The sequence below is a fragment of the Streptomyces megasporus genome, from assembly GCF_000718985.1.
Classification (GTDB): domain Bacteria; phylum Actinomycetota; class Actinomycetes; order Streptomycetales; family Streptomycetaceae; genus Streptomyces; species Streptomyces megasporus.
Window position 1 is genome coordinate 279,273 of the sequence record NZ_JODL01000002.1, and the last position, 24,106, is coordinate 303,378.

Consider the following 24,106-nt stretch of genomic DNA (forward strand, 5'->3'; position numbering starts at 1 on the left):
CGCGTCACCGTGAGGCGTCGGGAGAGGGAGAGGGAGAGGGAGAGGACACGGGCGTGGGGCGGTCGCGCGCCGCGACCAGCTCCGCCGCCGCGCCGCGCACGGCGGCGGTGTGGGGCGCGGGCGCCGGTTGGACGGGGGCGCGCAGCCGGCGGGCCAGATGGTGCACGACCTCCGGGCGTCGCGCGCCGCCGCCCGACAGCAGCACGCCGCGCTCCAGGGCGTCGAGCGTCCACGCGGTGGGGTCGTCGCGCAGGATGTCGATCACCGTCTCGACGACCGAGTCGGCGAGGGCGGCGGCGGTGGTGATCTCGTCCAGGTCGGTGGTGCCCAGCGGGGTGCGGTGGGCGGTGACGACCGCGCCGTCGACGAGCAGCGCCACCTCGGTGAGGTGGGCCCCGATGTCCACGACCAGCAGCGGTTCGCTCAGGTCGGCGCTCGCGCCCAGGGCGACGGCCCGGACGCTGTCGATGGTCAGGACCGTACGGGGCCGGAGGACCTCCAGGGCGGTCAGCGCGGCGGCGCGGTGCTCGTCGTCGCAGAGCACGGGGGTGGCGAGGACGACCACGGGGCGGTGGCCGGGGTGGTGCGGGGGATCGGTCAGCAGACGGTCGAGGAGCCGCGCGGCCCCCTCGACGTCGACGACGCTGCCGCGCTGCACGGGATGGGTGCCGTCGGGGCCGGGCGAGACCACGGTGGGGGCGTCGGCGATCAGGCCCCGGCCGGGCAGCCACATCCGGGTGCGGGCGCTGCCGAGGTCGACCGCCAGCCCCGGGGACGGCCGGCGCACCGGCCACGCTCTGTCGCGCAGGGGCGGCAGCAGGGAGGAGGGGGTCACCGTCCCGCCTCCCCGCTCTGCCGGCAGGGGGCGCAGTACCGGGCCTGCGGCACGATCTCCAGCAGGTGGAAGGGGACGGGACGCGCGCACCGCAGGCAGACGCCGTAGTGCCCCCGGTCCATCCGCTCCAGGGCCTCCTCCACGTCGGCGAGGACCATGCGGGCGGACGCCACGATCCTGACCTCGACCTCGGTCCGGCCGGCCGTGTGCGGTTCCTCCCGGGCACGGGAGAACTCCCGCAGCTGGTCGATGCGGAACCGGCGTTGCTCTTCCAGGTCGTCCCGGAGCGTGGCCAGTTCCCGGGGAGTGAGTGCGGCGCCGACGGCGCCGGCGACCTGGTTGTTCACTGCTTCACGTCCTCTGTGGAGCGCGGGGGAGTGTGGGGAGGGAGCGCCGGGGCGCGGAGGGTGGGAGTCGGCCGTCCGCACTCCCGGCGAGGCGCTCCGTCAGGCCGTGCGCCGCTGGCAGCCGACACAGCAGCGTGCGTAGGGCAGGATCTCCAGTCGCTCGACCGGAATGGCGGTCGAGCAGCCCTGGCAGGTCCCGTAGGTGCCGGCGTCGAGCCGCTCGAAGGCGAGGTCGATCTCTTTCAGCACCCGCTGGATGGCGTCGAGCTGGACCGACAGCAGGTCGTCGGCCGCGTGGTGCTCACTGGCCGCCAGCGCGTTCAACTGGGAGAGGCGCGAGTTGCGCTCGTGCTCCAGCCGCTGCCGGGCGTCGTGCGTGGAGAGGCGTTCGGGAGGGTCCTGGGCGCGGGCCGCGTCGATCGTCATCGCGGTCTGGTCCTTTCCGTGGGAGAGACGACGGGGAACAGGGGGAGGGCGCGCGGCCCGCCGTGGCGTGGGGCCGCACGCCCCCTGTCCTCTCCACCATGGGCGGCGCGCCGCGCGATGGCCATAGGTGACGGCACCCATCTGTACGGGGGGCGAGGCTGTACGTCCCCCACGGGCGGGCGGAGGGGCCCGCGCGGCCGGCGGGCGCCCCTCGGGGAACCGGGGACCGCGGGACGCCGGGAACCACGGGACGCCGGGATACGGAAGACGACGGCCGACCGCGGACGTGGCGGATAGTTGGGGGCAGGTGAACGAGGAGGTCGTACGCGCCGTGTCCCTGTTCTGGCGGATCTTCGGGCTCAACGCGCTGGTGCTCGGCGTGGCCACCGCGCTGCTGCTGTGGGCGCCGGTGACCGTTTCGGTGCCCGTGTTGCTCACCGAGGCCGTCGTCCTGGTGGGCGGCCTGGCCGTCATGCTGGTGGCCAACGCCGCGCTGCTGCGCGTCGGCCTGGCCCCGCTGGACCGGCTGGCCCGCCTGATGACCACGGTCGACCTGCTCCGCCCGGGGCAGCGGCTGCCGGTGACCGGACAGGGCGGGGTCGCCGATCTGATCCGCGCCTTCAACGAGATGCTCGACCGACTGGAGACCGAGCGCGCGACCAGCAGCGCCCGTGCGCTGTCCGCCCAGGAGGCCGAGCGGCGCCGCATCGCCCAGGAGCTCCACGACGAGGTCGGGCAGAGCATGACGGCCGTCCTGCTGGAGTTGAAGCGGGCCGCGGACCGCACCCCCGACCAGGAGCTGCGCGAGGAGTTGCAGCACGCCCAGGAGACCACGCGCGAGAGCCTGGACGAAGTCCGGCGCCTCGCCCGCCGGCTGCGCCCCGGAGTGCTGGAGGACCTCGGTCTGATCAGCGCGCTGACCGCGCTGGCCGGGGACTTCTCCACCCATACCGGGCTGATCGTGCGGCGTCGTTTCGGCACCGATCTGCCGGCACTGGACCGGGAGAGGGAGCTCGTGCTCTACCGTGTCGCACAGGAGAGCCTGACCAACGTCGCCCGCCACGCCGACGCCGAGCGCGTCGAAGTGGGGCTGCGGCGCACCGACGACGGGGTGGAGCTGAGCGTGACCGACGACGGCCGGGGGATCGGACTGGCCCGCGAGGGCGCCGGCATCCGGGGCATGCGCGAACGCGCGCTGCTCGTCGGCGCCACCCTGGAGGTCGACTCCCGCCCCGGCGACGGCACCCGGGTGCGACTGTCCGTGCCCACCGAGGACGGCGAGGAGACGACGGAGGCGTCCGCATGACCGACACCACCCCGGAGGAGAAGGGCCCGACCCGCATCCTGCTCGCCGACGACCACGCCCTGGTCCGGCGCGGCGTGCGGCTCATCCTCGACGGCGAACCGGACCTGACGGTGGTCGCCGAGGCCGGGGACGGCGCCGAGGCCGTCGCCGCGGCCCGCGAGCACCCCGTCGACCTGGCCGTCCTCGACGTCGCCATGCCGCGGATGACCGGTCTGCAGGCGGCCCGCGAGCTGTCCGCCCGCCACCCCGGCCTGCGCATCCTGATGCTGACCATGTACGACAACGAGCAGTATCTCTTCGAGGCGCTCAAGGCCGGGGCCTCCGGGTACGTGCTGAAGTCCGTCGCCGACCGGGACCTGGTCGAGGCGTGCCGGGCGGCGGTGCGCGGCGAGCCGTTCCTCTACCCCGGAGCGGTCACCGCGTTGATCCGCAGCTACCTCGACCGGGTCCGGCAGGGCGAGGACGTCCCGGACCGGGTGCTCACCGCCCGCGAGGAGGAAGTGCTCAAACTGGTCGCGGAGGGACACTCCTCCAAGGAGATCGCCGAAACACTGGTCATCAGCGTCAAGACTGTCGAGCGCCACCGTGCGAACATGCTGCACAAGCTCGGGATGCGCGACCGTCTGGAACTGACCCGCTACGCCATTCGGGCGGGGCTGATCGAACCCTGACCCGCGGACGCCGCCCGCGCGTCCGACCCGACCGCCCCCGCACGGGGCGGCCGGTCCGCCCGAGGAACGCCCAGAACGCCCGAGGAGGAGGCGGCATGGCCCAGCGGACCACCGCGCCCTCCCCTCGACCGGGACGGGCGGGGCGGACGGGCGTGGACGCGCGTCCGCACGGCGGGGCGTCCGGTGTGCTCCTGGCGCTGCTGGCCCTCCTGCTGGGGGGCCTGGCCCCCTCCGTCGCGGCGGTCGGCGGCACCTCCCGGACGGAGGGCGCGCACGGCGCCCCGGCCGCCGGGGACCCCGGCTCCCCCGCGTCCCTCGCCTCCCTCCCGTACGTCGTCGCCGCGCCGTGCGCGGTCGGATGCGAACGGCCGCCGCTGCTGTACCGGGACGCCGCCGGGGAGCGACACGCCGCGCACCCGGGCGGCGCCACCCTGCCGGGCCGGGCCCACCCGCCCAGGCCCACCCGGGGCGCGCGCCCGTCCGAGGTGCCCCCGGACGCCGCCGGCAACCCCCCGCACACCAAGCGGCACCCGGGCCGGGCGCCGCCGTCTCCACCGGGCCCCTGACGTTCCCTCGTTCCGTCTTCACCGCTGCCGATCCGGCCGCGGCGCCCCGCTGGAGGCTTCCCCCCTTGAAACGCGCCAACCTGGTGAGAGCGCTCATCGCCCTCGCCGTCGTCGCCTTGTCCGTCTATCTCACCCTCACCACGTCCCCACGCCTCGGCCTCGACCTGCGAGGCGGTACCCAGATCGTGCTGGAGACCCGCGACTCGCCCACCGCCGAGGCCGACCGGGAGGCCACCGACCGCACCCTGGAGGTGCTCCGCCGCCGGGTCGACGCGCTGGGCGTCTCCGAGCCCGGCATCGCCCGGTCCGGGGACAACCGGATCATCGTCGAGCTGCCCGGCGTGCAGGACCCGCGCGAGGCCGCCGAGGTCCTCGGCCGCACCGCCCAGCTCTCCTTCCACCCCGTCCTCGGCATCGCCGGACCGGACGAGAAGGCGAAGGACAAGGAGCGCATCCTGGCCGACGAGTCCGGGGAGCGGCTGCGGCTGGGGCCGACCGAGCTCACCGGGGCGGAGGTGGAGGACGCCGAGGCCCAGCTCGACCAGCAGACCGGCGGCGGCTGGTTCGTCACCATCGACCTGCGGGGCAAGGGGAAGGACGCCTGGGCCGAGCTGACCGGCCAGGCCGCCTGTTCCCCGGCCGGCGACCCCAAGCGCCGGGTCGCGATCGTCCTGGACGACAAGGTCATCTCCTCCCCACAGGTCGACCCCTCGGTCGCCTGTGACGTCGGCATCGCCGGCGGATCCACGCAGATCACCGGCAGCTTCAGCCAGGAGGAGGCCAAGGAGCTGGCCCTCCTCATCGACGGCGGCGCCCTGCCGGTGCCGGTGGAGCTCATCGAGCAGCGGACCGTCGGCCCGACGCTGGGCAAGGAGGCCATCGAGGCCAGCGCCTGGGCCGCCGTCATCGGAACGGCGCTGACCGCGCTGTTCATCATCTCCGTCTACTGGCTCCTGGGCTTCCTCGCCGCCATCGCCCTGGCCTGCTACGGGCTTATCTCCTACGCCGCGCTGGTCGCGCTGGGAGCCACCCTCACCCTGCCGGGCCTGGCCGGTTTCGTGCTGGCGATCGGCATGGCCGTGGACGCCAACGTGCTGGTCTTCGAACGAGCCCGCGAGGAGTACGCGGCGCGCGGCGGCAGGAGCCTGCGCACCGCCGTGACGGAGGGCTTCCGCAACGCCTTCAGCGCCATCGCCGACTCCAACATCACCACGCTGCTCGCCGCCGGCCTGCTGTTCTTCTTCGCCTCCGGCCCGGTGCGCGGCTTCGGTGTGACGCTGTCCATCGGTGTGATCGCCTCCATGATCAGCGCTCTGATCATCACCCGGGTGCTGGTGGAGTTCGTCACCGCCCGGAAGGCGATCCGCAAGCGTCCCGCGGTCACCGGCGTCGCCCGGGTGGGCAAGGTGCGGGAGTGGCTCAACGAACGGCAGCCGGACCTGATGCGCCACGGTCGGCGCTGGCTGGTGATCTCCCTCGCCGCGGTCGTCCTGGCCGGTTCGGGCATCGCGGTCCGCGGGCTGAACTTCGGGGTGGAGTTCACCGGCGGACGGCTGATCGAGTACTCCACCACCACCCCCGTCGACCCGGAGGAGGCCCGCTCCGAGCTGGCCGACGCGGGCTTCCCCCGCGCCGTCGTCCAGACCTCCGGCGAGGACGACATCACGGTGCGCGTCGACGAACTGTCCAACGCCGAGGAGACCAAGGTCACCGAGGCGATCGAGGAGCTCGGCGGGGACACGGAGAAGATCCGCGACGAGCTGATCGGTCCCAGCCTCGGCGACGAGCTGCGCCGCAACGCCCTGATCGCCCTCGGTATCGCCCTGGCCGCGCAGATGCTCTACCTGGCCATCCGGTTCCGGTGGACCTTCGGAGCGGCGGCGGTCGCCGCGATGGTCCACGACGTGCTGGTCCTCATCGGCGTCTTCGCCTGGCTGGGCAAGCCGATCGACGGGGTGTTCCTGGCCGCGCTGCTCACCGTGATCGGCTACTCGGTCAACGACTCGGTGGTGGTCTTCGACCGGGTCCGCGAGCTGTGGGGCGCCAACCGGAAGACCCCCTTCGCGAAGGTGGCCAACACCGCGATCCTCCAGACCGTGCCCCGCACCGTGAACACCGGCATGGGCGCGCTGTTCATCCTGGCCGCGCTGGCCGTGCTGGGCGGCGACTCCCTGACCGACTTCGCCCTGGCCCTGCTGGTCGGCATCGTGGTGGGCACCTGGTCCTCGATGTTCACCGCGACCCCCCTCGCCATCGAGTTGGAGGCCCGCAGCAGCGCCCCGCCGCCCACCAAGGGCGGGAAGTCGTCCGTCGCCACCATGGCCCGCCAGAGCCGCCGGTCGACGGAGCGGAGGAGGCCCGGCGACACCGGCGCCCTGGTGTGACAAGGGCGTGGTCCGGCGCGGTGGTCGCCGCGCCGGACCACGCGGTCGGCACCGCGTCGAAGGCCACGCCGAAGACACGCCGAAGACATGCCGAAGGCGCCGTCCCACACCCGCCGGGTGTGGGACGGCGCCTTCGACGGTTCGGCCGGTGCTCTTCGACGCGCCGCCCGGCCCGGGACCGGGCGGCGCCGGTGCTCAGGACCGCTTCGGATCCCCGGAGGGCTGCTCCTCGAAGGAGACCTTCCCGATGCGGCGGGTCATCGACTTCATCAGCATCCAGACGGCCACGCCCAGCACGGCGAAGACCAGGAAGCCGAGGACCCCTGGCGTCACCTTGTTCTCGTCGAACTCCTTGGCGAGGTCGACGAGGCCGGAGGCGTGGGTCAGTGCGAGGGAGGTGGACGGGCTCATGACGTCAATTGTCCCGGATACCCGCGAAGAGGTCGTCCTCGGGGAGGGAGGTGTCCACCAGGGACTTCGCCAGCTCGTAGTCCTCCGTCGGCCAGACCTCCTTCTGGAGCTCCAGCGGGATCTTGAACCAGCCGCCGTCGGGATCGATCTGGGTGGCGTGGGCGATCAGCGCCTTGTCCCGGACCTCGAAGAAGTCCGCGCAGGGCACGAACGTCGTCAGCGTGCGGTCGGGCCGCTCGGACTCGTCCCAGCGCTTGAGCCACTCGCCGTAGGGGGACTCCAGGCCGCGTTCCAGCATCGCCTCGTGGAGGGCGAGGGTGCGACGCCGGTTGAAGCCCTGGTTGTAGTAGAGCTTCAGCGGCTGCCAGGGCTCGCCCGCCTCCGGGTACCGCTCGGGGTCGCCCGCGGCGTCGAAGGCCGCCACCGTGATCTTGTGGGTCATGATGTGGTCCGGGTGCGGGTAGCCGCCGTTCTCGTCGTAGGTCGTGACGACGTGCGGCCGGAAGGAACGGATCAGCCGCACCAGGCGCTCGGCCGCCTCCGCCACGTCCTGGAGGGCGAAGCAGCCCTCCGGCAGTGGGGGCAGCGGGTCGCCCTCGGGCAGACCGGAGTCGACGAAGCCCAGCCACTCCTGCTTCACGCCCAGGATCTCGCGGGCCTCGGCCATTTCCTTGGCCCGGACCTCGTGGATGTGCTCCTCGATGTAGGGATCGCCCTGGAGCTTGGGGTTGAGGATGGAACCGCGCTCTCCGCCCGTACAGGTCACGACCAGCACGTCCACCCCCTCGGACACGTACTTCGCCATGGTCGCCGCGCCCTTGCTCGACTCGTCGTCGGGGTGCGCGTGCACGGCCATCAGTCTGAGCTGTTCAGTCAAGGCTCGATCCCTCATTGGCTGGTCACGGGAGACGGCTTCTATAGTGACGGAAGCGGTATCCGCTTGTATTCCCGATAGGACCGACAGGACGTGACCATGGCCTCGGCACACGACAAGCTCACCCGGGAGCGCTACGGGCGCTCCGCGGACGAGCGCGCGGATCGCGTGTTGAAGCTGGTCGGCGCCGTGCTGGGCGTGGTGTTCCTGGGGGTCATCGGCTGGTTCGGAGTGTCGTACATCACCGGAACGAAGGTCAGCGGCGAGTTGATCAAATTCGACGTGACCTCCGACCGGGAGGTCGCCGTCCACCTGGAGATCCGCAAGGACGAGGGCGTCACGGGGGTGTGCACCCTCAGCGCCGTGGCGGGGGACGGCGGCGAGGTCGGCCGGGCCGACTTCACCTTCGACCAGGAGCGGACCAGAATCGACAAGGTGGTCACCGTACGGACCACGGACCGGGCCGCCACGGCGCGGCTGGCCGGCTGTACGACGGCCGACGGAAGCTGACGATCTTCCCGAGCCTCCGGCGGCTGCCCTTCTTCCCTTTTCCGCCGGAATTGTTAGGCTCGTGGTTTCGCCCACCCATGAAGGCGCACCCTTCCGGGTAGGGCGTTGCTTTATATCCCGAGTACCGACGAGGAGCACCTGTGACCCAGACCAGCGACAACGTCACCTGGCTCACCCAGGAGGCGTACGACCAGCTCAAGGCCGAGCTGGAGTACCTGTCGGGTCCTGCCCGCGCCGAGATCGCGAAGAAGATCGAGGCGGCCCGCGAGGAGGGCGACCTCCGTGAGAACGGTGGTTACCACGCGGCCAAGGAGGAGCAGGGCAAGCAGGAGCTGAGGGTACGCCAGCTCACCCAGCTGCTGGAGAACGCCAAGGTCGGCGAGCCTCCGGCGGACGACGGAGTGGTGGAGCCCGGCATGGTGGTCACCGTCGCCTTCGACGGTGACGAGGACGACAAGCTGACCTTCCTCCTCGCCTCCCGCGAGTACGCGAGCTCGGATGTGGAGACCTACTCGCCGCAGTCCCCGCTGGGCACGGGTGTGAACGGCAAGAAGGTCGGGGACGAGGCGCGGTACGAGCTGCCGAACGGCAAGATGGCGTCGGTGAAGATCCTGGCCGCCAAGCCGTACCGGAGCTGACTCGTCGGACGACATGGCCTCCGGCCCGCGGAAGGCGGGACCGGAGGCCGATTGACGCGGGGCCGGTCAGCCGGCCGATCGGTACTTGCGCACCGCCAGTGTGCGGAAGACCACGATGATCAGTGCCGACCACAGCAGCGAGGCGAGCGCCGGATTCTGCATGGGCCAGGCGTCGGGCGCCTGGTACCCCGCCGGGAGGTTCCCGAAGAGTTCGCGGGCCGCCAGCACGGTCGCGCTGAACGGGTTCCACTCCGCCACGTGCTGGAGGAACGAGGGCATGTTCTCGGACGGCACGAAGGCGATCGAGATGAAGGTCAGCGGGAACAGCCAGATCAGTCCGCCGGAGGTCGCCGCCTCCGGGGTGCGCACCGACAGGCCGATCAACGCGCCGATCCAGGTGAAGGCGTAGCCCAGCAGGAGCAGCAGCCCGAAGCCCGCCAGCGCCTTGAGGACGCCCTCGTGGGCCCGCCAGCCGACGAGCAGCGCCACGATCGCCAGCACCACCAGGGTCAGCGTGGTCTGGACGAGGTCGGCGAGGGTGCGGCCGGTGAGGACCGCGCCGCGCGTCATCGGCAGGGAGCGGAAGCGGTCGATGAGGCCCTTGTGCATGTCCTCGGCGATGCCCGCGCCCGCGCCGGCCGTGGCGAAGGTGACCGTCTGGGCGAAGATGCCCGCCATGAGGAACTCGCGGTAGGCGTCCGGGTCCAGCCCGGCGCCGGGGATGTTGATCGATCCGCCGAAGACGTAGCTGAACAACACGACGAACATGATCGGCTGGATGAGGCCGAAAATGATCATCTCCGGGATGCGGAGCATCCGCAGCAGGTTCCGCTGGGCGATGACCAGCGAGTCCGTCACGGACTGGCGGATGCCGCCGCCGCCCGACGTGGGGGCCTGTGTCCTGGAGGCCAGGTCGGTGGTGGTGCTCACTTGACGGGCTCCTTCCGCCCGGTGGTCTCTCGGCTGCTCTCGGTGTCCTCGCCGCCGCCGGTGGCTTCCTCGGGGGCGTGACCGGTGAGCGAGATGAACACGTCGTCGAGGGTCGGGCGGCGCAGGCCGACGTCGTCGATCTCGACCCCCCGACCGTCCAGTTCCCGGATGGCCTCGGCGAGCAGCTTGGCGCCGCCGACCACCGGGACGGTCAGCTTGCGGGTGTGCTCCTCGATGGCGACCGCCCCCCGGCCCAGGCCGCGCAGGACCTCCTCGGCGGTGCGGATGGTGTCGCGGTCGTGGACGACCACCTCGATGCGCTCGCCGCCGATCCGCGCCTTGAGCTCGTCGGAGGTGCCGCGGGCGATGACCTTGCCGTGGTCGACGACCGCGATGTCGTGGGCGAGGCGGTCGGCCTCCTCCAGGTACTGGGTGGTCAGCAGCAGCGTGGTGCCGCCGGAGACCAGCTCCTCGATGACCTCCCACAGCGCCTGACGGTTGCGGGGGTCCAGGCCGGTGGTCGGCTCGTCCATGAACATCACCGGCGGGCTGACCACGAGCGCGGCGGCGAGGTCGAGTCGGCGGCGCATGCCGCCCGAGTAGGTCTTGGCGATCCGGTCGGCGGCGTCGGCGAGGTTGAACCGCTCCAGCAGTTCGTCCGCCCGCCGTTTCGCGTCGCGCGCGGACATCTGGTAGAGGCGGCCGACCATTCGCAGGTTCTCGCGGCCTGTCAGGTACTCGTCGACGGCGGCGAACTGCCCAGACAGGCCGATGGAGCGACGCACCTGGTGGGGCTGGGCGAGGACGTCGATCCCCGCCACGACCGCGCGACCGCTGTCGGGCCGCAGCAGGGTGGTCAGCACGCGGACGGTGGTGGTCTTCCCGGCGCCGTTCGGCCCCAGCAGGCCCAGCACGGTGCCTTCGGGGACGTCGAGGTCGACGCCGTCCAGAGCCCTGACGTCGCCGAAGGTCTTGACCAGCCCCTCGGCGTGGATGGCACCTGGCATGGAGGTCTCCCATGGGTGGATGGGTGGTCTGGATGGATGGTGTGGACGGGCGGTCCGGAGGGGTGGGCGGAAGGGGACGTGTGCGAGGCACGTCCGCCGCCGGCCGTCTCCGGTGGGGCGAGCACACGGACGCGACATGGACGCGACCGCGGAGCAGCACTATGCAGCAACGCGATATGTCGCGTCAACGCGCTGCGGCGCGTGCCGCCCGCCGACCCGCGCGGGACGGGTGCGTCTCACCCCGTCACCGTGTAACCGGCGCGGCGGAGCGCCGCCGTCACCTCGGCACAGTGCTCCGGCCCCTTGGTCTCCAGGTGCAGCTCCACCTCCGCCTCCGTGAGCCCGAGACGGGGATCGGTCCGCACGTGGCTCACGTCCAGGACGTTGGCGTCCGCCACCGACAGCTCCCCGAGCAGCGCGGCCAGGGCGCCGGGACGGTCGGTCAGCCGCAGCCGCAGCGACAGGTACCGGCCCGCCGCCGCCATGCCGTGCCGCAGCGTCCGCTGGAGCACCAGGGGATCGACGTTGCCGCCGGAGAGCACGGCCACCACCGGCCCCTCGAAGGAGGTCGGAGAGGTCAGCAGGGCCGCCACGGGACTGGCCCCGGCCGGCTCGACGACGAGCTTGGCCCGCTCCAGGCAGAGCAGCAGCGCGCTGGAGAGCGCGTCCTCGGAGACCGTGCGGATCTCGTCGACCAGCTCGTCGACGATCTTGAACGGCACATCGCCGGGCCGCCCGACCTTGATGCCGTCCGCCATCGTCGCCATCGACTCCAGCGCCACCGGCCGCCCGGCGGCCAGCGACGGCGGGTACGCCGCCGCGCCCTCCGCCTGCACCCCGATCACCCGCACGTCCGGGCGGAGCGTCTTCACCGCCAGCGCCACCCCGGCCGCCAACCCGCCGCCGCCGACCCCGACCACGATCGTGCGCACCTGGGGGCACTGCTCCAGGATCTCCAGCCCGACCGTGCCCTGGCCGGCCACTATGTCGGGGTGGTCGAAGGGGTGGATGAACACCGCGCCGGTCTCGGCCGCGTAGTCCCGCGCCGCCCGCAGCGTCTCGTCCACCACGTGTCCGTGCAGCCGCACCCGGGCGCCGTAGTCGCGGGTCGCCGCGATCTTCGGCAGCGGCGCGCCCATCGGCATGAAGACCGTCGAGCGCACCCCGAGCAACGAGGCGGCCAGGGCGACGCCCTGCGCGTGGTTGCCCGCGCTGGCCGCGACGACTCCGCGGGAGCGTTCCTCGGCGGACATCGCGGCGATCCGCACGTACGCGCCGCGCACCTTGAACGAACCGGTGCGCTGGAGGTTCTCGCACTTGAGGTGGACCGGCGAGCCCACCAGTTCGCTCAGGTGACGGCTGCCCTCCAGCGCCGTCACCCGGGCCACCCCGGAGAGCGTCTTCCGGGCGGCCCTTATGTCGTCGAGGGTGAGGGCCGGAACGTCGGCGGAGACCGTGCCGGAAACGGGGTCGGAATCGGTGCCGGAATCGGTGTCGGAACGAGGGCCGGAATCGGTGTGTCGGGCAGGACTGGCAACCATGTCGCCAGTCTGGCAGCCCGACGCCGCCTCGGGCGTCCGGACCGGTCCGTGGCGCCCACCTGCGGTGCTCCGAACCGTCCCCGACCTATTCCTCCGGCGCCCGTACGGGGCGGGCCCGATCCGCGTACTCTGTGGCAAACCCTCAGACCGTCGTACTCCCGTACTTCCGAAGAAGCGAGCAACCGGCCATGCCCACGCATCCGGACATGACGACCGCCCACCCCCCCTACGACGAAACGAGCGAGACAAGCGTGCAGGCCAGCATGCCCCCCACAACCGCCCCCCAGGACCAGGACGAGGCCCCGGCGGGGGCCGACGCCCTCCTCGACGCCCTCCAGCACCAGGTCGCCCTCTTCGCGCGCCGCGCGGAACAGACCCGGCTCGGCGGTGTCGGACAGGCCCGCAACTCCATGGACCGGGCCGCCTATCTCCTGCTCAACCGGCTCGACCAGGACGGACCCACAGGCGTCAAGGCGCTCGCCACGGGCATGGGGATCGACTCCTCGACCGTGACCCGTCAGGTGGCGCCGCTGGTGGAGTCCGGTCTCGTCAAACGCACCTCGCACCCCGACGACGGGCGCGCGGTCGTCCTCCGGCTCTCCCCGCGCGGCATCTCGCGCCTGGAGCAGGTGCGCGCCTCGCGGCGCGAGTTGATGGCGCTGCTGACGCAGGAGTGGAGCGAGGACGAACGGACGACCTTCTGCGAGTTGCTCACCCGGTTCAACCAGGCCCTGTCGGAGCTCCAGGCGACACACTCCTGACCACTGCGCCCCACGCGAACCCGCCACGGGGCACGGCCGCCCGGCGTCCCCGTCGCCGGGCGGCCCACGACCCGCGGACCGCGGACCGCGCCGGGAACCGTGCCGAGGCCGCGCCGCGGTTCCCGGTGAGGGGCCCCGAGGGGGCAGGATGGGGACATGGCCAACCGACTCGCCGCCGAGACGTCCCCCTACCTCCTCCAGCACGCCGACACCCCGGTCGACTGGTGGCCCTGGTCGCCCGAGGCGTTCGAGGAGGCGCGGAGGCGGGACGTGCCGGTGCTGCTCAGCGTCGGCTACAGCTCGTGCCACTGGTGTCACGTGATGGCGGAGGAGTCCTTCGCCGACGAGACCACCGCCGCCTACCTCAACGCCCACTACGTGTCCGTCAAGGTCGACCGCGAGGAACGCCCGGACGTGGACGCCGTGTACATGGAGGCGGTCCAGGCCGCCACCGGGCAGGGCGGCTGGCCCATGACCGTCTTCCTCACCCCCGACGGCGAGCCCTTCTACTTCGGCACCTACTTCCCGCCCGTGCCCCGGCACGGCATGCCGTCGTTCCGGCAGGTGCTGGAGGGCGTCCACGCCGCGTGGACCGACCGTCGGGAAGAGGTCGCCGAGGTCGCGGGGCGGATCGTGGGCGAGCTGGCGGGACGGGGCATCGGGTACGCCGAGGGCACCCGCCCCCGGCCGCCCGGCCCGGACGAGCTGGGCGCCGCGCTGCTGGCGCTGACCCGCGAGTTCGACTCCGTGTACGGCGGTTTCGGCGGCGCGCCCAAGTTCCCGCCGTCGATGGTGCTGGAGTTCCTGCTGCGCCACCACGCCCGCACCGGCTCCGAGGGCGCGCTGCAGATGGTCGAGGCCACCTGCGAGGCCATGGCCCGCGGCGGCATCCACGACCAGCTCGGCGGCGGCTTCGCCCGCTACTCGGTGGACGCGAGGTGGGTGGTGCCCCACTTCGAGAAGATGCTCTACGACAACGCCCTGCTGTGCCGGGTCTACGCGCACCTGTGGCGGGCCACCGGCAGCGAGCGGGCGCGGCGGGTCGCGTTGGACACCGCGGACTTCATGGTCCGTGAACTGCGCACCCCCCAGGGCGGGTTCGCCTCCGCCCTGGACGCCGACAGCCCCGTGCCCGACGGGGAGAGCGGCACCGGCGGCCCCCACAAGGAGGGCGCGTACTACGTCTGGACGCCCGCGCAACTGCGCGAGGTCCTCGGCGAGGATGACGCCGACCTGGCCGCCGCCTACTTCGGGGTGACCGAGGAGGGCACCTTCGAGGAGGGGGCCTCCGTCCTCCGGCTGCCCGACACCGACGGGCCCGTGGACGCCGAGCGGATCGAGTCCGTGCGCCGTCGACTGCTGGACGCCCGCTCCCGACGCCCGCGTCCCGGCCGGGACGACAAGGTCGTCGCCGCCTGGAACGGGCTGGCGATCGCGGCGCTCGCCGAGGTCGGCGCCTACTTCGACCGTCCCGACCTGACCGAGGCGGCCGTCGCCGCCGCCGACCTGCTGATCGCCGTCCACCTCGACGCGCGCGGACGTCTGGCGCGCACCTCCCGCGACGGGAAGGCGGGCCCCGGCGCCGGGGTGCTCGAGGACCACGGCGACGTGGCCGAGGGCTTCCTCGCCCTGTACGCGGTGACCGGCGAGACCTGCTGGCTGGAGTTGGCCGGTGTTCTCCTGGACGCCGTGCTCGACCACTTCACGGCACCCGACGGCACCCTGTACGACACCGCCGACGACGCCGAGCGGCTCATCCGCCGCCCCCAGGACCCCACCGACAACGCCGCCCCCTCCGGCTGGACGGCCGCCGCCGCGGCCCTGCTGACCTATGCCGCCCACACCGGCAGCGCCCGCCACCGCGAGGCGGCGGAGCGGGCGCTGGGCGTGGTGCGAGCGCTGGCCCCCCGCGCGCCGCGCTTCATCGGCTGGGGGCTGGCCGCCGCCGAGGCCGCCCTCGACGGGCCGCGCGAGATCGCGGTGGTCGGCCCGGCCGGCGATCCCGCCACCGCCGCGCTGCACCGCACCGCCCTGCTGGCCGGCGCGCCCGGCGCGGTGGTGGCCGTCGGAGAGCCGGAGGCGGAGGAGACCACGCCGCTGCTGCGGGACCGGCCGCTGCTGGACGGCCGCCCGGCGGCGTACGTCTGCCGGCACTTCGTGTGCGGCCTGCCCACGGCCGAGCCGGAGGAGCTGGCCGAGGCGGTGGGGACGGCGGAGGCCGTCAGGGCGTGACGGACGGCGACTCGGGCGGGGCCATCGGTCCGGGCCGGGGGGCGTCGTCGTCACCCGCGTGGGGAAGAACACGGGGCGCCCCTCGCGAACCGCCCGTACAGTGGCCCGTATGCAGGTGATCCAGTCGACGAAGCTCGCCAATGTCTGCTACGAGATCCGGGGTCCGGTGCTCGAGGAGGCCATGCGGCTTGAGGCGGCGGGTCACCGCATCCTCAAGCTCAACACCGGCAATCCCGCGCCCTTCGGCTTCGAGTGCCCGCCCGAGATCCTCGAGGACGTGCTGCGCAACGTGGGGTCGGCGCACGGCTACGGCGACGCCAAGGGCCTGCTCTCGGCCCGGCGCGCGGTGGCGCAGCACTACCAGACCAAGGGCATCGAGCTGGACGTCGAGGACGTCTACATCGGCAACGGCGCCTCCGAGCTGATCCAGATGTCGATGCAGGCGCTGCTCGACGACGGCGACGAGGTGTTGGTGCCCGCGCCGGACTACCCGCTGTGGACGGCCTCGGTCTCCCTGTCCGGCGGCACGGCGGTGCACTACCGCTGCGACGAGCAGGCGGACTGGATGCCCGACCTCGCCGACATCGAGCGCAAGGTGACCGACCGCACCAAGGCGATCGTCGTCATCAACCCCAACAACCCGACCGGCGCCGTCTACGACGAGGAAATGCTGCGCGGCCTGACGGACATAGCGCGCCGGCACGATCTGATCGTCTACTCCGACGAGATCTACGACAAGATCCTCTACGACGGCGCCACCCACACCCCCACGGCCGCCGTCGCCCCGGACCTGCTGACGATCACCTTCAACGGTCTCTCCAAGGCCTACCGGGTGGCCGGATACCGCTGCGGCTGGATGGCCGTCTGCGGCCCCAAGACCCATGCCGCCAGCTACATCGAGGGCCTGACGATCCTGGCCAACATGCGGCTGTGCGCCAACATGCCGGCTCAGTACGCGGTGGCCGCCGCGCTGGGCGGACGGCAGTCGATCAACGACCTGGTGCTGCCGGGCGGGCGGCTGCTGGAGCAGCGCGACGTCGCGTACGAGCTGCTCACGAGCATCCCGGGGGTGAGCTGTGTGAAGCCCAAGGGCGCGCTGTACCTCTTCCCCCGGCTGGACCCCAAGGTCTACAAGATCAAGGACGACCGGCAACTGGTCCTCGACCTGCTGCGGGAGGAGAAGATCATGGTCGTCCACGGCACGGGCTTCAACTGGCCCGAGCCGGACCACTTCCGCATCGTCACGCTGCCGACCGCGCAGGACCTGGCCGACGCGGTGCGGCGGATCGGCACCTTCCTCGACGGTTACGGCCAGTACTGATCCTCCGGTGCCGACCGGGAGCGGCACCGAGCGCGGGCACGGCCCCGCGAGCCCACCACGGTGGGGTCGCGGGGCCGTCGCGCTGTCGCGCCGTGTGCCCGGGGAGGTTTCCCGGTACGGTTCCGGGCGATCGGGGCGCTTTCTGTACCGGTGGCAACTTTAGACTCTGTCCAAGTTAGGATGTACTTCTGTAGTTGCCAGGAGGCCATCCATGTACGAACCGATTCGCACCCCGTCGGTCCACGCCATGGCCGATCCGGCCAGGACCGAGGAGAGTCTTCCGCGTCGCTCCCGCGAGGAGGAACTGGACAACCGGCTCGCCGGTCACCTGACCGCCCTGCTGACCGTGACCGACGAGCTGCGCGCGTACACCCCGCACGAGGAGCTGGACACCGCCGCGCAGCGGCTGGAGGCCGAGGTCACCAGGTTGCGTCGGGGACGCGCCCCGCTGCGGGCGACCCCCTCGGCCGGGGCGGGCGCCCCCGCCCGGGTGGCCGCCCTCCACCAGCGGGCGCACACCCTCGCCGGGCAGGCCCTGGTCGTGGCCACCTCCCGCGCGAACGACGAGGCGGCGGCGCTGGCCGCCGAGCGGATGGAGGCCCACGCCCGGGAACTCGGCCTGACCGAGATCCGCTGAGCCGAGATCAGCCGACCGGGCCGTCCGTCGAGCCCGGGCCCGCCGAGCGGGCCGCCGACCGAGAGCCGTCGGCCCCCGCTCCGACGTGAGGCGTCGGGGCGGGGGCCGACGGGCCGACCCGCGGGCCGGACTCAGCCCAGCCGCTCGACCAGGGCGCGGTACTCGTCCCACAGCTCCTTCGGCGTGTGGTCGCCGAAGGTGTTCAGGTGCTCGGGGATGAGCGCGGCCTCCTCACGCCAGGCCTCGGCGTCCACCGTGAGCAGGTACTCCAGGTCCTCCTCGGGCAGCTCCAGGCCGTCGGTGTCCAGCGCCTCCTTCGTCGGCAGGACGCCGATGGGCGTCTCGACGCCCTCCGCCTCGCCGTTGAGGCGGTCGACGATCCACTTCAGCACGCGGCTGTTCTCGCCGAAGCCCGGCCAGACGAACTCGCCCTTGTCGTTCTTGCGGAACCAGTTGACGTAGTAGATCCTCGGCAGCTTCTCCGGGTCCGTCTTCCTGCCGACCTCCAGCCAGTGGCCCATGTAGTCGCCCATGTTGTAGCCGCAGAACGGCAGCATGGCGAACGGGTCGCGGCGCAGCTCGCCGACCTTGCCCTCGGCGGCGGCGGTCTTCTCGGAGGCCACGTTGGCGCCCAGGAAGACGCCGTGCTGCCAGTCGAAGGACTCCGTCACCAGCGGTACGGCGCTGGCGCGCCGGCCGCCGAAGAGGATCGCCGAGATCGGCACGCCCTTGGGGTCCTCCCACTCCGGCGCGATGATCGGGCACTGCGCCGCCGGGACGGTGAAGCGGGCGTTGGGGTGGGCGGCCGGGGTGCCGGAGTCGGGCGTCCAGTCGTTGCCGCGCCAGTCGGTCAGGTGGGCCGGGGGCTCCTCGGTCATGCCCTCCCACCACACGTCGCCGTCGTCGGTGAGGCCGACGTTGGTGAAGATGGCGTTGCCCCAGAGGGTCTTCATCGCGTTGGCGTTGGTGTGCTCGCCGGTGCCCGGCGCCACCCCGAAGAAGCCGGCTTCGGGGTTGATGGCGTAGAGGCGGCCGTCCTCGCCGAAGCGCATCCAGGCGATGTCGTCGCCGATCGTCTCGACCGTCCACCCCGGGATCGTCGGCTCCAGCATCGCCAGGTTGGTCTTGCCGCACGCGCTGGGGAAGGCCGCCGCCACGTACTTCGACTCGCCGCGGGGCGGCGTCAGCTTCAGGATCAGCATGTGCTCGGCGAGCCAGCCCTCGTCACGGGCCATCACCGAGGCGATGCGCAGCGCGTAGCACTTCTTGCCCAGCAGCGCGTTGCCGCCGTAACCCGAGCCGTAGGACCAGATCTCACGTGTCTCGGGGAAGTGGGAGATGTACTTGGTGGAGTTGCACGGCCACGGGACGTCCTCCCGGCCCGGCTCCAGCGGGGCGCCGACGCTGTGCACCGCCTTGACGAACGTCCCGTCCTCGCCCAGCTCCTCCAGCACGGCGCTGCCCATGCGGGTCATCGTCCGCATGGAGACGGCCACGTACGCGGAGTCGGTGATCTCCACGCCGAGCGCCGAGAGGGGGGACCCGAGCGGGCCCATGCAGAAGGGGACGACGTACATCGTCCGGCCGCGCATCGAACCGCGGAAGACGCCGCCCTCGCCGCCGGAGCCCGTGAAGATCTCCCGCATCTCGGCGGGGGCCATCCAGTTGTTGGTCGGACCGGCGTCCTCCTCCTTCTCGGAGCAGATGAAGGTCCGGTCCTCCACGCGGGCCACGTCCGTGGGGTCGGAGGCCGCGTAGTACGAGTTGGGGCGCTTGATCGGATCGAGTTTCCGGAAGGTGCCCTTCTCGACCAGCTCCTGACACAGGCGCTCGTACTCCGCCTCGGAGCCGTCACACCAGACCACGCGGTCGGGCTGGGTGAGGGCTGCGATCTCGTCGACCCAGGCGATCAGTTCCTGGTGCCGGGTCGGGGTCGTGTCACTGGGAGCCGCAGTAGTGCGCGCCACAATCGCTCCAGAGGTTGAGGGTTTTGTGCCGGATACCGCACGTGTATCCGGTTCTTGTTTCCGTATCTCGGACGTCGGCCCCTTGGGGGCTGCGGCCCGGATGCTGCGGCGTTGCTCATCCGGTGCCGACCACGCTCATTTGATACTCGCCCCTCCGTGGTGTTTCTGTCCAGACGGCCCGGGGTGACCAACGCCACGCACGAGCCGCAACCTACGGAGTCGTAGGTACGATGAGGCGCATGACCGCCGCAGTACCCGAAGCGCAACGTGACGACTCCGACACCCACCGCGAAGCGGATCGTGGCGCCGATGCGTCCGTTCATCCGATCAAGCCCCGGCTCAGGGGCTGGCTGCACGCCGGGATGTTCCCGGCGGTACTCGTCTCGGGCCTCTTCCTGACCGCGTTCGCGCAGACCCCGCGCGGACGGATCGCCTGCGCCGTCTACACCCTGACGGCCTGTCTGCTGTTCGGCGTCAGCGCCCTGTACCACCGCGGCGACTGGGGCCCGCGCGCCACCGCGGTGCTCCGCCGTCTGGACCACGCGAACATCTTCCTGATCATCGCGGGCACCTACACGCCGTTCGCGCTCCTCCTCGTCCCCGGCGGACGGGGCCAGGTGCTGCTGTGGGGCATCTGGGCCGCGGCCGTCGCCGGGATCGCCTTCCGCGTCTTCTGGGTCGGCGCGCCGCGCTGGCTCTACACCCCCTGCTACATCGCCATGGGGTGGGCCGCGGTCTTCTTCCTCCCCGACTTCCTGCGCGCGGGCGGCGTCGCCGTGCTGGTGTGCGTGATCGTCGGCGGCGTGCTCTACAGCGTGGGCGGCGTCGTCTACGGCATCAAGCGACCGAACCCCTCACCGCGCTGGTTCGGCTTCCACGAGGTCTTCCACTCCCTCACACTGGCCGCGTTCGCGGTCCACTACGTGGGGGTCTCGCTGGTGGCCTACGAGGCCTCCTAGCCCCTGGCTCCCGGCGCCCGGCCTCCGGCGCCGGGGGAGGCCGCGCGGGTCCCGACGCACCGCACCGAGCGGCCCGCCGTCACGTCCGTGCGGCGTCCGTCCTCGACCGCGAACAGGCCGTCGATCAGCACGTGCGGGATGCCCGTCGGCGCGGTGCGCGGTTCGGCGAACGTCGCGCCCGCCGCCACCGTCTCGGGGTCGAAGAGCACCAGGTCGGCGCGGTACCCCTCGCGCACCAGCCCCCGGTCCGGCAGCCGCAGCCGGGCGGCCGGCCGCCCGGTCAGGTGCGCCACGCACTCCTCCAGCGACAGCACACCCGCCTCGCGCACATAGTGACCGAGGTAGTGCGGGAAGGTGCCGTACGCCCGCGGGTGGGGCCGGTCCCCGACGAGGATGCCGTCGCTGCCGCCGGTGTGGGCCCGGTGCCGCATGATCGCCCGGACGTTCTCCTCGTGTCCGACGTGCTGGAGGACGGTGGTGCCCAGCCGGTCCGCCAACAGCAGCCGCCGCGCCACCTCGAAAGGCTCCTCGCCGCGCTCGGCCGCCGACCGCGCGACCGTCCGGCCGACGTACCCGGCCAGGGCCGGGTCGGCGGTGCCGGAGACCTCCACGGTGTCCCAGTCGACGGGCACCCCGTGGCAGCCGTCCGAACCCTCCACCTCCAGCGCGCGCCGGAGGCGTTCGCATGCCCTCGGGTCCCGCAGCCGGGCGAGGCCGGCCTCCGGACCGCCGGCAAAGGCCCAGCCCGGCAGCAGCGCCGCCAGGGTGGTGCAGCCGGGCAGGTACGGATAGCTGTCCAGCGACAGGTCCACGCCGTCCGCCGCCGCCTCGTCCAGCAGCGCCAACAACTCGGGCGCGCGACCGGCGTTGACGGGGAAGTTGAGGGTGGCGTGCGCCAGGTGCAGCGCGCAACCCGCCTCCCGCGCCACCTCGACCATCCGCGCATACGCCTCCAGGGCGCCCGCGCCGTAGGAGCGGTGGTGCGGGCAGTGGTACCCGCCGTGAGCGGCCACCACCCGGCACAGCTCCACCAGTTCGGCGTCGGAGGCGTACATCCCCGGCGCGTACGTCAGCCCGGACGACATCCCCACCGCGCCCTGCGCCAGGCCCTCGGCGACCAGGCCCCGCATGCGCCGCAGCTCGTCGTCCGTGGCGGGCCGGTCCTCCCAGCCGACGACGAGCGCCCGCACCGTGCCGTGGGGGACGAGGTAGGCGGCGTTGACGGCGATGCCGCGGTCGAGGCGGTCCAGGTACTCGCCGACGGTCCGCCAGTCGAGGTCGACGTCCCCGCCGTCCCCGTGCCAGCCGGTGATCGCCTGCCGCACCTCCTCCAGCGTGCGGTCGTCCACGGGCGCGTACGAGAGCCCGTCCTGCCCGATCACCTCCAGCGTCACGCCCTGCGCGACCTTCGCCCGATGGTCGGGATCGCGCAGCAGCGCCAGGTCGCTGTGGGCGTGCATGTCGATGAAGCCCGGCGCGAGGACCAGCCCGTCCGCCTCCACCACGCGCCGTCCGCCGGGCCGCGGCCCGGCGTCCCCCTCCCGGTGGATCACCGCGATCCGCCCGCCGCCGATCCCGTCGCCGGTGCCGCTGCCGACGCCGCGGTCGATCCCCACGTCGGCCCGGTACGAGGGGCCGCCGGTGCCGTCGACGACGCGCGCGCCGCGCAGGACGAGGTCCACGTCCACTCCACAGGGCTCGGGGGCTTCTCGGGGGGCGGGCGTTCAGAAGAACGTGCGGAGGAAGTCCGTCACGGTGCCGTCCGGCTCGACGACCGGGACGAGCTGCCAGCGGTCGAAGACCGTGCACGGGTGCGACAGACCCAGGGCCACCCAGTCGCCCACCTCCAGCGTCACGCCCGGCGCGACGGTGACGAACGCGTGCTGGTCGGCCAGCCTCACCACCTCCAGCCCTTCCGCGTCGCGCTCGACCCCCTCCGGGGTGCGGACGGCCACGGGCCGGGGCAGGCCCAGGTCGTAGGAGGCGTCCCGCTTGCCCGCGTTGAGGAACGCCAGGTGCGGCTCGGGCCGGGAGACCACCTGGGCCCACAGCCGGAACGCCGGCAGCAGCGACCCCTCCTCGGGAATCCGGTTGAACGGCGTCAGACGGCGGTAGTGGTCGTCGTCGTGCGAGACGTACGCGCCCGAGCGCAGCAGCCTCAGCACCGGCCGGGAGAGGTCGGGCAGGGCCGCGAACTCCTCGGCCACCACGTCGAACCACGCGCTGCCGCCCGCGCTCACCACGATCTCCTCGTCCGCCCCGAGCCCGGCGAAACGGCCCGCCGTATCCAGTCCGGCGGCCAGCGAGGTCAGGGAGCGCAGCCACGCGCGGACGCGGTCGGCGTCGGCGTCCGGCACCTCGCCCTCGTACCCGGCGACCCCGACCAGCCGCAGCGCCGGCGAGGCCGCCACCGCGTCCGCCACCCGCGCCGCCTCCTCGGCGGTGCGGACGCCGGTGCGGCCACCGGGCACGCCCAGCTCGACGACGACGTCCAACGGGCGGACGGGCCCACCGGCGGCCGGCGCGGCGGCCGGCGCGGTGCTCAGGGCGGTGTCCATCAGCTCCACGCCGCGCACCGAGTCCACGTAGCAGACGAACCTCACCGCCGGGTCCGCCGCCTGCTCGGCGGCCATCCAGCGCAGCGCGGCGACGTCCACCACCTCGTTGGCCAGGAAGATCCGCTCGACGCCGAAGGCCCGGTAGACGCGCGCGTGCCAGGGCACCGCCGCCGTGATGCCCCACGCGCCCAGGTCGAGCTGCCGGGCGAAGAGACCCGGGGCCATCGAGGTCTTGCCGTGCGGGGCGAAGGCCAACCCGTGGCGGGCGCAGAAGTCGCCCAACTGCCGGAGGTTGTGCTCCAGCGCCTCGGCCGACAGCGTCAGCACCGGGGTGGTGAAGCCGCCGGTGAACACCGAGCGCCGCTGGGCGGCGAGCGCGCCGACGGTCGTTCCGACCGCGTCCGGGGGAAGGCCCTTGAAGCGGTGGTCGACGACCTCCTCGGCGAGACGGGCGACGGGCTCGGGGGCGTGCTCGGCGGCCATGGGAACTCCGAACTCCGTGGGAGCACGGCGACCTGACGCCGCGCCGTGTACGACACGCGTTGCGTGCGGTGCTCGGTGCTGTCTAGCATCCCGGCCGACAGCCGGTCAACGGCCCCCGAGCGGCGGCGAGGCACCGAGGAGCGGAGCCGCGGCGGCGTCTCCGTCCCGCTCGCTTCCGTCCCGCTCGCTCCCGCCTCGCCCGCTTCCGTCCCGCTCGCTTCCGTCCCACTCGCCCCCGTCCCACGAGGAGAGCCGCACGTGAACGCCACGACCGGCAAGACCGCCCTGACCCCGCCGACCCACACCGCCCCGCCCGCGCGGTTCTCGCACGGCGTGCGCAAGGGGAACATCCTCCAGGTGGCCGGACAGGTCGGCTTCCTGCCCGCCGTCCCCGGGCAGCCGCCCACCCCGGCCGGGCCGACCCTGCGCGAGCAGACGCTCCAAACCCTCGCCAACGTCGAGGCGGTCCTGAAGGAGGGCGGCGCGAGCTGGGAGGACGTGGTGATGGTCCGCGTGTACCTCACCGACACCGACCACTTCGCCGAGTTCAACGAGCTCTACGACGCCCACTTCGCCGACCTGGTCGGGCCGCCGCCGGCCCGTACGACCGTCTACGTCGGCCTGCCCGCCGGCCTGCTGGTCGAGATCGACGCCCTGGCCGTCCTGGACTGACTCCACCCCGCTTCCCCGGTGCGGCCCGCCGCTCCGACCGCCCGCCACGCCCCCTTGTGCCGACCGTCGG

The 24,106-nt window shown here is 72.8% G+C and carries 23 protein-coding genes; 12 read left to right on the top strand and 11 right to left on the bottom strand.

Going from position 1 to position 24,106, the window contains the following annotated elements:
* Positions 1 to 4: 4 nt before the first annotated feature.
* The 3 genes from IF47_RS0103080 to IF47_RS0103090 all read right to left on the bottom strand — a co-directional run bounded on the left by IF47_RS0103080 (position 5) and on the right by IF47_RS0103090 (position 1,608).
* Positions 5 to 835 carry a rod shape-determining protein gene (locus tag IF47_RS0103080; protein WP_051716881.1) on the bottom strand — a complete coding sequence of 277 codons (831 nt, stop codon included), beginning with the start codon at positions 833 to 835 and terminating at the stop codon, positions 5 to 7.
* A complete protein-coding gene (locus IF47_RS0103085; protein ID WP_031506390.1) occupies positions 832 to 1,182 on the bottom strand; it encodes a TraR/DksA family transcriptional regulator in 351 nt (116 codons plus the stop codon). Before IF47_RS0103085 ends, IF47_RS0103080 begins: the two co-directional genes overlap by 4 nt.
* A 99-nt stretch (positions 1,183 to 1,281) precedes the next feature.
* Positions 1,282 to 1,608, bottom strand: a complete 327-nt coding sequence (locus tag IF47_RS0103090) for a TraR/DksA family transcriptional regulator (protein ID WP_031506391.1) — start codon at positions 1,606 to 1,608, stop codon at positions 1,282 to 1,284.
* A gap of 331 nt (positions 1,609 to 1,939) precedes the next feature.
* On the opposite strand from IF47_RS0103090, the gene IF47_RS0103095 reads away from it, so the two are divergent.
* From IF47_RS0103095 to secD, 4 genes are all read left to right on the top strand, one after another.
* Positions 1,940 to 2,914, top strand: a complete 975-nt coding sequence (locus tag IF47_RS0103095; protein WP_031506392.1) for a HAMP domain-containing sensor histidine kinase — start codon at positions 1,940 to 1,942, stop codon at positions 2,912 to 2,914.
* Entirely contained in the window at positions 2,911 to 3,585 is a 675-nt protein-coding gene (locus IF47_RS0103100; protein ID WP_031506393.1) for a response regulator, read from the top strand. Before IF47_RS0103095 ends, IF47_RS0103100 begins: the two co-directional genes overlap by 4 nt.
* Before the next feature lie 95 nt (positions 3,586 to 3,680).
* Positions 3,681 to 4,151, top strand: coding sequence for a hypothetical protein (locus IF47_RS31380; protein ID WP_031506394.1), 471 nt, complete (start codon positions 3,681 to 3,683; stop codon positions 4,149 to 4,151).
* A 65-nt stretch (positions 4,152 to 4,216) separates the two neighbouring features.
* The gene (gene secD, locus IF47_RS0103110; protein WP_051716882.1) at positions 4,217 to 6,535 is read left to right on the top strand and encodes a protein translocase subunit SecD; all 2,319 of its coding nucleotides are present in this window, start codon (positions 4,217 to 4,219) and stop codon (positions 6,533 to 6,535) included.
* Between the two features lie 195 nt (positions 6,536 to 6,730).
* Here secD and IF47_RS0103115 read toward each other — a convergent pair whose 3' ends face one another.
* Entirely contained in the window at positions 6,731 to 6,946 is a 216-nt protein-coding gene (locus tag IF47_RS0103115; protein WP_031506396.1) for a hypothetical protein, read from the bottom strand.
* 4 nt (positions 6,947 to 6,950) lie between these two features.
* On the bottom strand, positions 6,951 to 7,823 hold the full coding sequence (mca, locus tag IF47_RS0103120; RefSeq protein WP_031506397.1) for a mycothiol conjugate amidase Mca: 873 nt from the start codon (positions 7,821 to 7,823) through the stop codon (positions 6,951 to 6,953).
* A gap of 96 nt (positions 7,824 to 7,919) precedes the next feature.
* Between mca and IF47_RS0103125 the strand changes: the two genes are divergently transcribed.
* Both IF47_RS0103125 and greA read left to right on the top strand, forming a co-directional pair.
* Positions 7,920 to 8,330 carry a DUF4307 domain-containing protein gene (locus IF47_RS0103125; protein WP_031506398.1) on the top strand — a complete coding sequence of 137 codons (411 nt, stop codon included), beginning with the start codon at positions 7,920 to 7,922 and terminating at the stop codon, positions 8,328 to 8,330.
* A gap of 140 nt (positions 8,331 to 8,470) precedes the next feature.
* Entirely contained in the window at positions 8,471 to 8,968 is a 498-nt protein-coding gene (greA, locus tag IF47_RS0103130) for a transcription elongation factor GreA (protein WP_031506399.1), read from the top strand.
* A gap of 66 nt (positions 8,969 to 9,034) precedes the next feature.
* On the opposite strand, the gene IF47_RS0103135 is transcribed toward greA, so the two are convergent.
* The 3 genes from IF47_RS0103135 to ilvA form a co-directional block, all read right to left on the bottom strand.
* Positions 9,035 to 9,898 carry an ABC transporter permease gene (locus IF47_RS0103135; RefSeq protein ID WP_211257153.1) on the bottom strand — a complete coding sequence of 288 codons (864 nt, stop codon included), beginning with the start codon at positions 9,896 to 9,898 and terminating at the stop codon, positions 9,035 to 9,037.
* Positions 9,895 to 10,905: a daunorubicin resistance protein DrrA family ABC transporter ATP-binding protein gene (locus IF47_RS0103140; RefSeq protein ID WP_031506401.1), complete on the bottom strand. Its 1,011-nt coding sequence runs from the start codon at positions 10,903 to 10,905 to the stop codon at positions 9,895 to 9,897. Before IF47_RS0103140 ends, IF47_RS0103135 begins: the two co-directional genes overlap by 4 nt.
* A gap of 236 nt (positions 10,906 to 11,141) precedes the next feature.
* Positions 11,142 to 12,446, bottom strand: a complete 1,305-nt coding sequence (ilvA, locus tag IF47_RS0103145; RefSeq protein ID WP_078591519.1) for a threonine ammonia-lyase — start codon at positions 12,444 to 12,446, stop codon at positions 11,142 to 11,144.
* A gap of 263 nt (positions 12,447 to 12,709) precedes the next feature.
* On the opposite strand from ilvA, the gene IF47_RS0103150 reads away from it, so the two are divergent.
* The 4 genes from IF47_RS0103150 to IF47_RS0103165 all read left to right on the top strand — a co-directional run bounded on the left by IF47_RS0103150 (position 12,710) and on the right by IF47_RS0103165 (position 17,397).
* Complete coding sequence (locus tag IF47_RS0103150) at positions 12,710 to 13,207, top strand: MarR family winged helix-turn-helix transcriptional regulator (RefSeq protein ID WP_031506403.1); 498 nt, start codon at positions 12,710 to 12,712, stop codon at positions 13,205 to 13,207.
* 156 nt (positions 13,208 to 13,363) lie between these two features.
* Entirely contained in the window at positions 13,364 to 15,439 is a 2,076-nt protein-coding gene (locus IF47_RS0103155; protein WP_031506404.1) for a thioredoxin domain-containing protein, read from the top strand.
* 109 nt (positions 15,440 to 15,548) lie between these two features.
* Complete coding sequence (locus tag IF47_RS0103160) at positions 15,549 to 16,760, top strand: pyridoxal phosphate-dependent aminotransferase (protein ID WP_031506405.1); 1,212 nt, start codon at positions 15,549 to 15,551, stop codon at positions 16,758 to 16,760.
* A gap of 211 nt (positions 16,761 to 16,971) precedes the next feature.
* Complete coding sequence (locus IF47_RS0103165; RefSeq protein ID WP_031506406.1) at positions 16,972 to 17,397, top strand: SCO4983 family protein; 426 nt, start codon at positions 16,972 to 16,974, stop codon at positions 17,395 to 17,397.
* 131 nt (positions 17,398 to 17,528) lie between these two features.
* Here the strand turns inward: IF47_RS0103165 and IF47_RS0103170 are convergent, their stop codons facing one another.
* Positions 17,529 to 19,364 carry a phosphoenolpyruvate carboxykinase (GTP) gene (locus IF47_RS0103170; protein ID WP_031506407.1) on the bottom strand — a complete coding sequence of 612 codons (1,836 nt, stop codon included), beginning with the start codon at positions 19,362 to 19,364 and terminating at the stop codon, positions 17,529 to 17,531.
* Positions 19,365 to 19,603: 239 nt separating this feature from the next.
* Between IF47_RS0103170 and trhA the strand changes: the two genes are divergently transcribed.
* Positions 19,604 to 20,323: a PAQR family membrane homeostasis protein TrhA gene (gene trhA, locus IF47_RS0103175; RefSeq protein WP_031506408.1), complete on the top strand. Its 720-nt coding sequence runs from the start codon at positions 19,604 to 19,606 to the stop codon at positions 20,321 to 20,323.
* On the opposite strand, the gene IF47_RS0103180 is transcribed toward trhA, so the two are convergent.
* Complete coding sequence (locus IF47_RS0103180) at positions 20,320 to 22,005, bottom strand: N-acyl-D-amino-acid deacylase family protein (protein WP_051716930.1); 1,686 nt, start codon at positions 22,003 to 22,005, stop codon at positions 20,320 to 20,322. The two genes, trhA and IF47_RS0103180, sit on opposite strands and share 4 nt — an antisense overlap.
* A 42-nt stretch (positions 22,006 to 22,047) precedes the next feature.
* On the bottom strand, positions 22,048 to 23,364 hold the full coding sequence (locus IF47_RS0103185) for an amino acid deaminase (protein WP_031506410.1): 1,317 nt from the start codon (positions 23,362 to 23,364) through the stop codon (positions 22,048 to 22,050).
* 258 nt (positions 23,365 to 23,622) lie between these two features.
* On the opposite strand from IF47_RS0103185, the gene IF47_RS0103190 reads away from it, so the two are divergent.
* Positions 23,623 to 24,036, top strand: a complete 414-nt coding sequence (locus IF47_RS0103190) for a RidA family protein (RefSeq protein ID WP_031506411.1) — start codon at positions 23,623 to 23,625, stop codon at positions 24,034 to 24,036.
* The last annotated feature ends 70 nt before the right edge of the window (positions 24,037 to 24,106 follow it).

Excerpts from the sequence above, each read along its gene's own strand:
- IF47_RS31380 (WP_031506394.1), top strand. The coding sequence starts at position 3,681 with ATGGCCCAGCGGACCACCGCGCCCTCCCCTCGACCGGGACGGGCGGGG.
- ilvA (WP_078591519.1), bottom strand. The coding sequence starts at position 12,446 with ATGGTTGCCAGTCCTGCCCGACACACCGATTCCGGCCCTCGTTCCGAC.
- IF47_RS0103160 (WP_031506405.1), top strand. The coding sequence starts at position 15,549 with ATGCAGGTGATCCAGTCGACGAAGCTCGCCAATGTCTGCTACGAGATC.
- IF47_RS0103165 (WP_031506406.1), top strand. The coding sequence starts at position 16,972 with ATGTACGAACCGATTCGCACCCCGTCGGTCCACGCCATGGCCGATCCG.
- IF47_RS0103150 (WP_031506403.1), top strand. The coding sequence starts at position 12,710 with ATGCCCCCCACAACCGCCCCCCAGGACCAGGACGAGGCCCCGGCGGGG.
- IF47_RS0103115 (WP_031506396.1), bottom strand. The coding sequence starts at position 6,946 with ATGAGCCCGTCCACCTCCCTCGCACTGACCCACGCCTCCGGCCTCGTC.
- IF47_RS0103155 (WP_031506404.1), top strand. The coding sequence starts at position 13,364 with ATGGCCAACCGACTCGCCGCCGAGACGTCCCCCTACCTCCTCCAGCAC.
- trhA (WP_031506408.1), top strand. The coding sequence starts at position 19,604 with ATGACCGCCGCAGTACCCGAAGCGCAACGTGACGACTCCGACACCCAC.
- IF47_RS0103125 (WP_031506398.1), top strand. The coding sequence starts at position 7,920 with ATGGCCTCGGCACACGACAAGCTCACCCGGGAGCGCTACGGGCGCTCC.
- IF47_RS0103100 (WP_031506393.1), top strand. The coding sequence starts at position 2,911 with ATGACCGACACCACCCCGGAGGAGAAGGGCCCGACCCGCATCCTGCTC.
- IF47_RS0103090 (WP_031506391.1), bottom strand. The coding sequence starts at position 1,608 with ATGACGATCGACGCGGCCCGCGCCCAGGACCCTCCCGAACGCCTCTCC.
- IF47_RS0103185 (WP_031506410.1), bottom strand. The coding sequence starts at position 23,364 with ATGGCCGCCGAGCACGCCCCCGAGCCCGTCGCCCGTCTCGCCGAGGAG.
- IF47_RS0103140 (WP_031506401.1), bottom strand. The coding sequence starts at position 10,905 with ATGCCAGGTGCCATCCACGCCGAGGGGCTGGTCAAGACCTTCGGCGAC.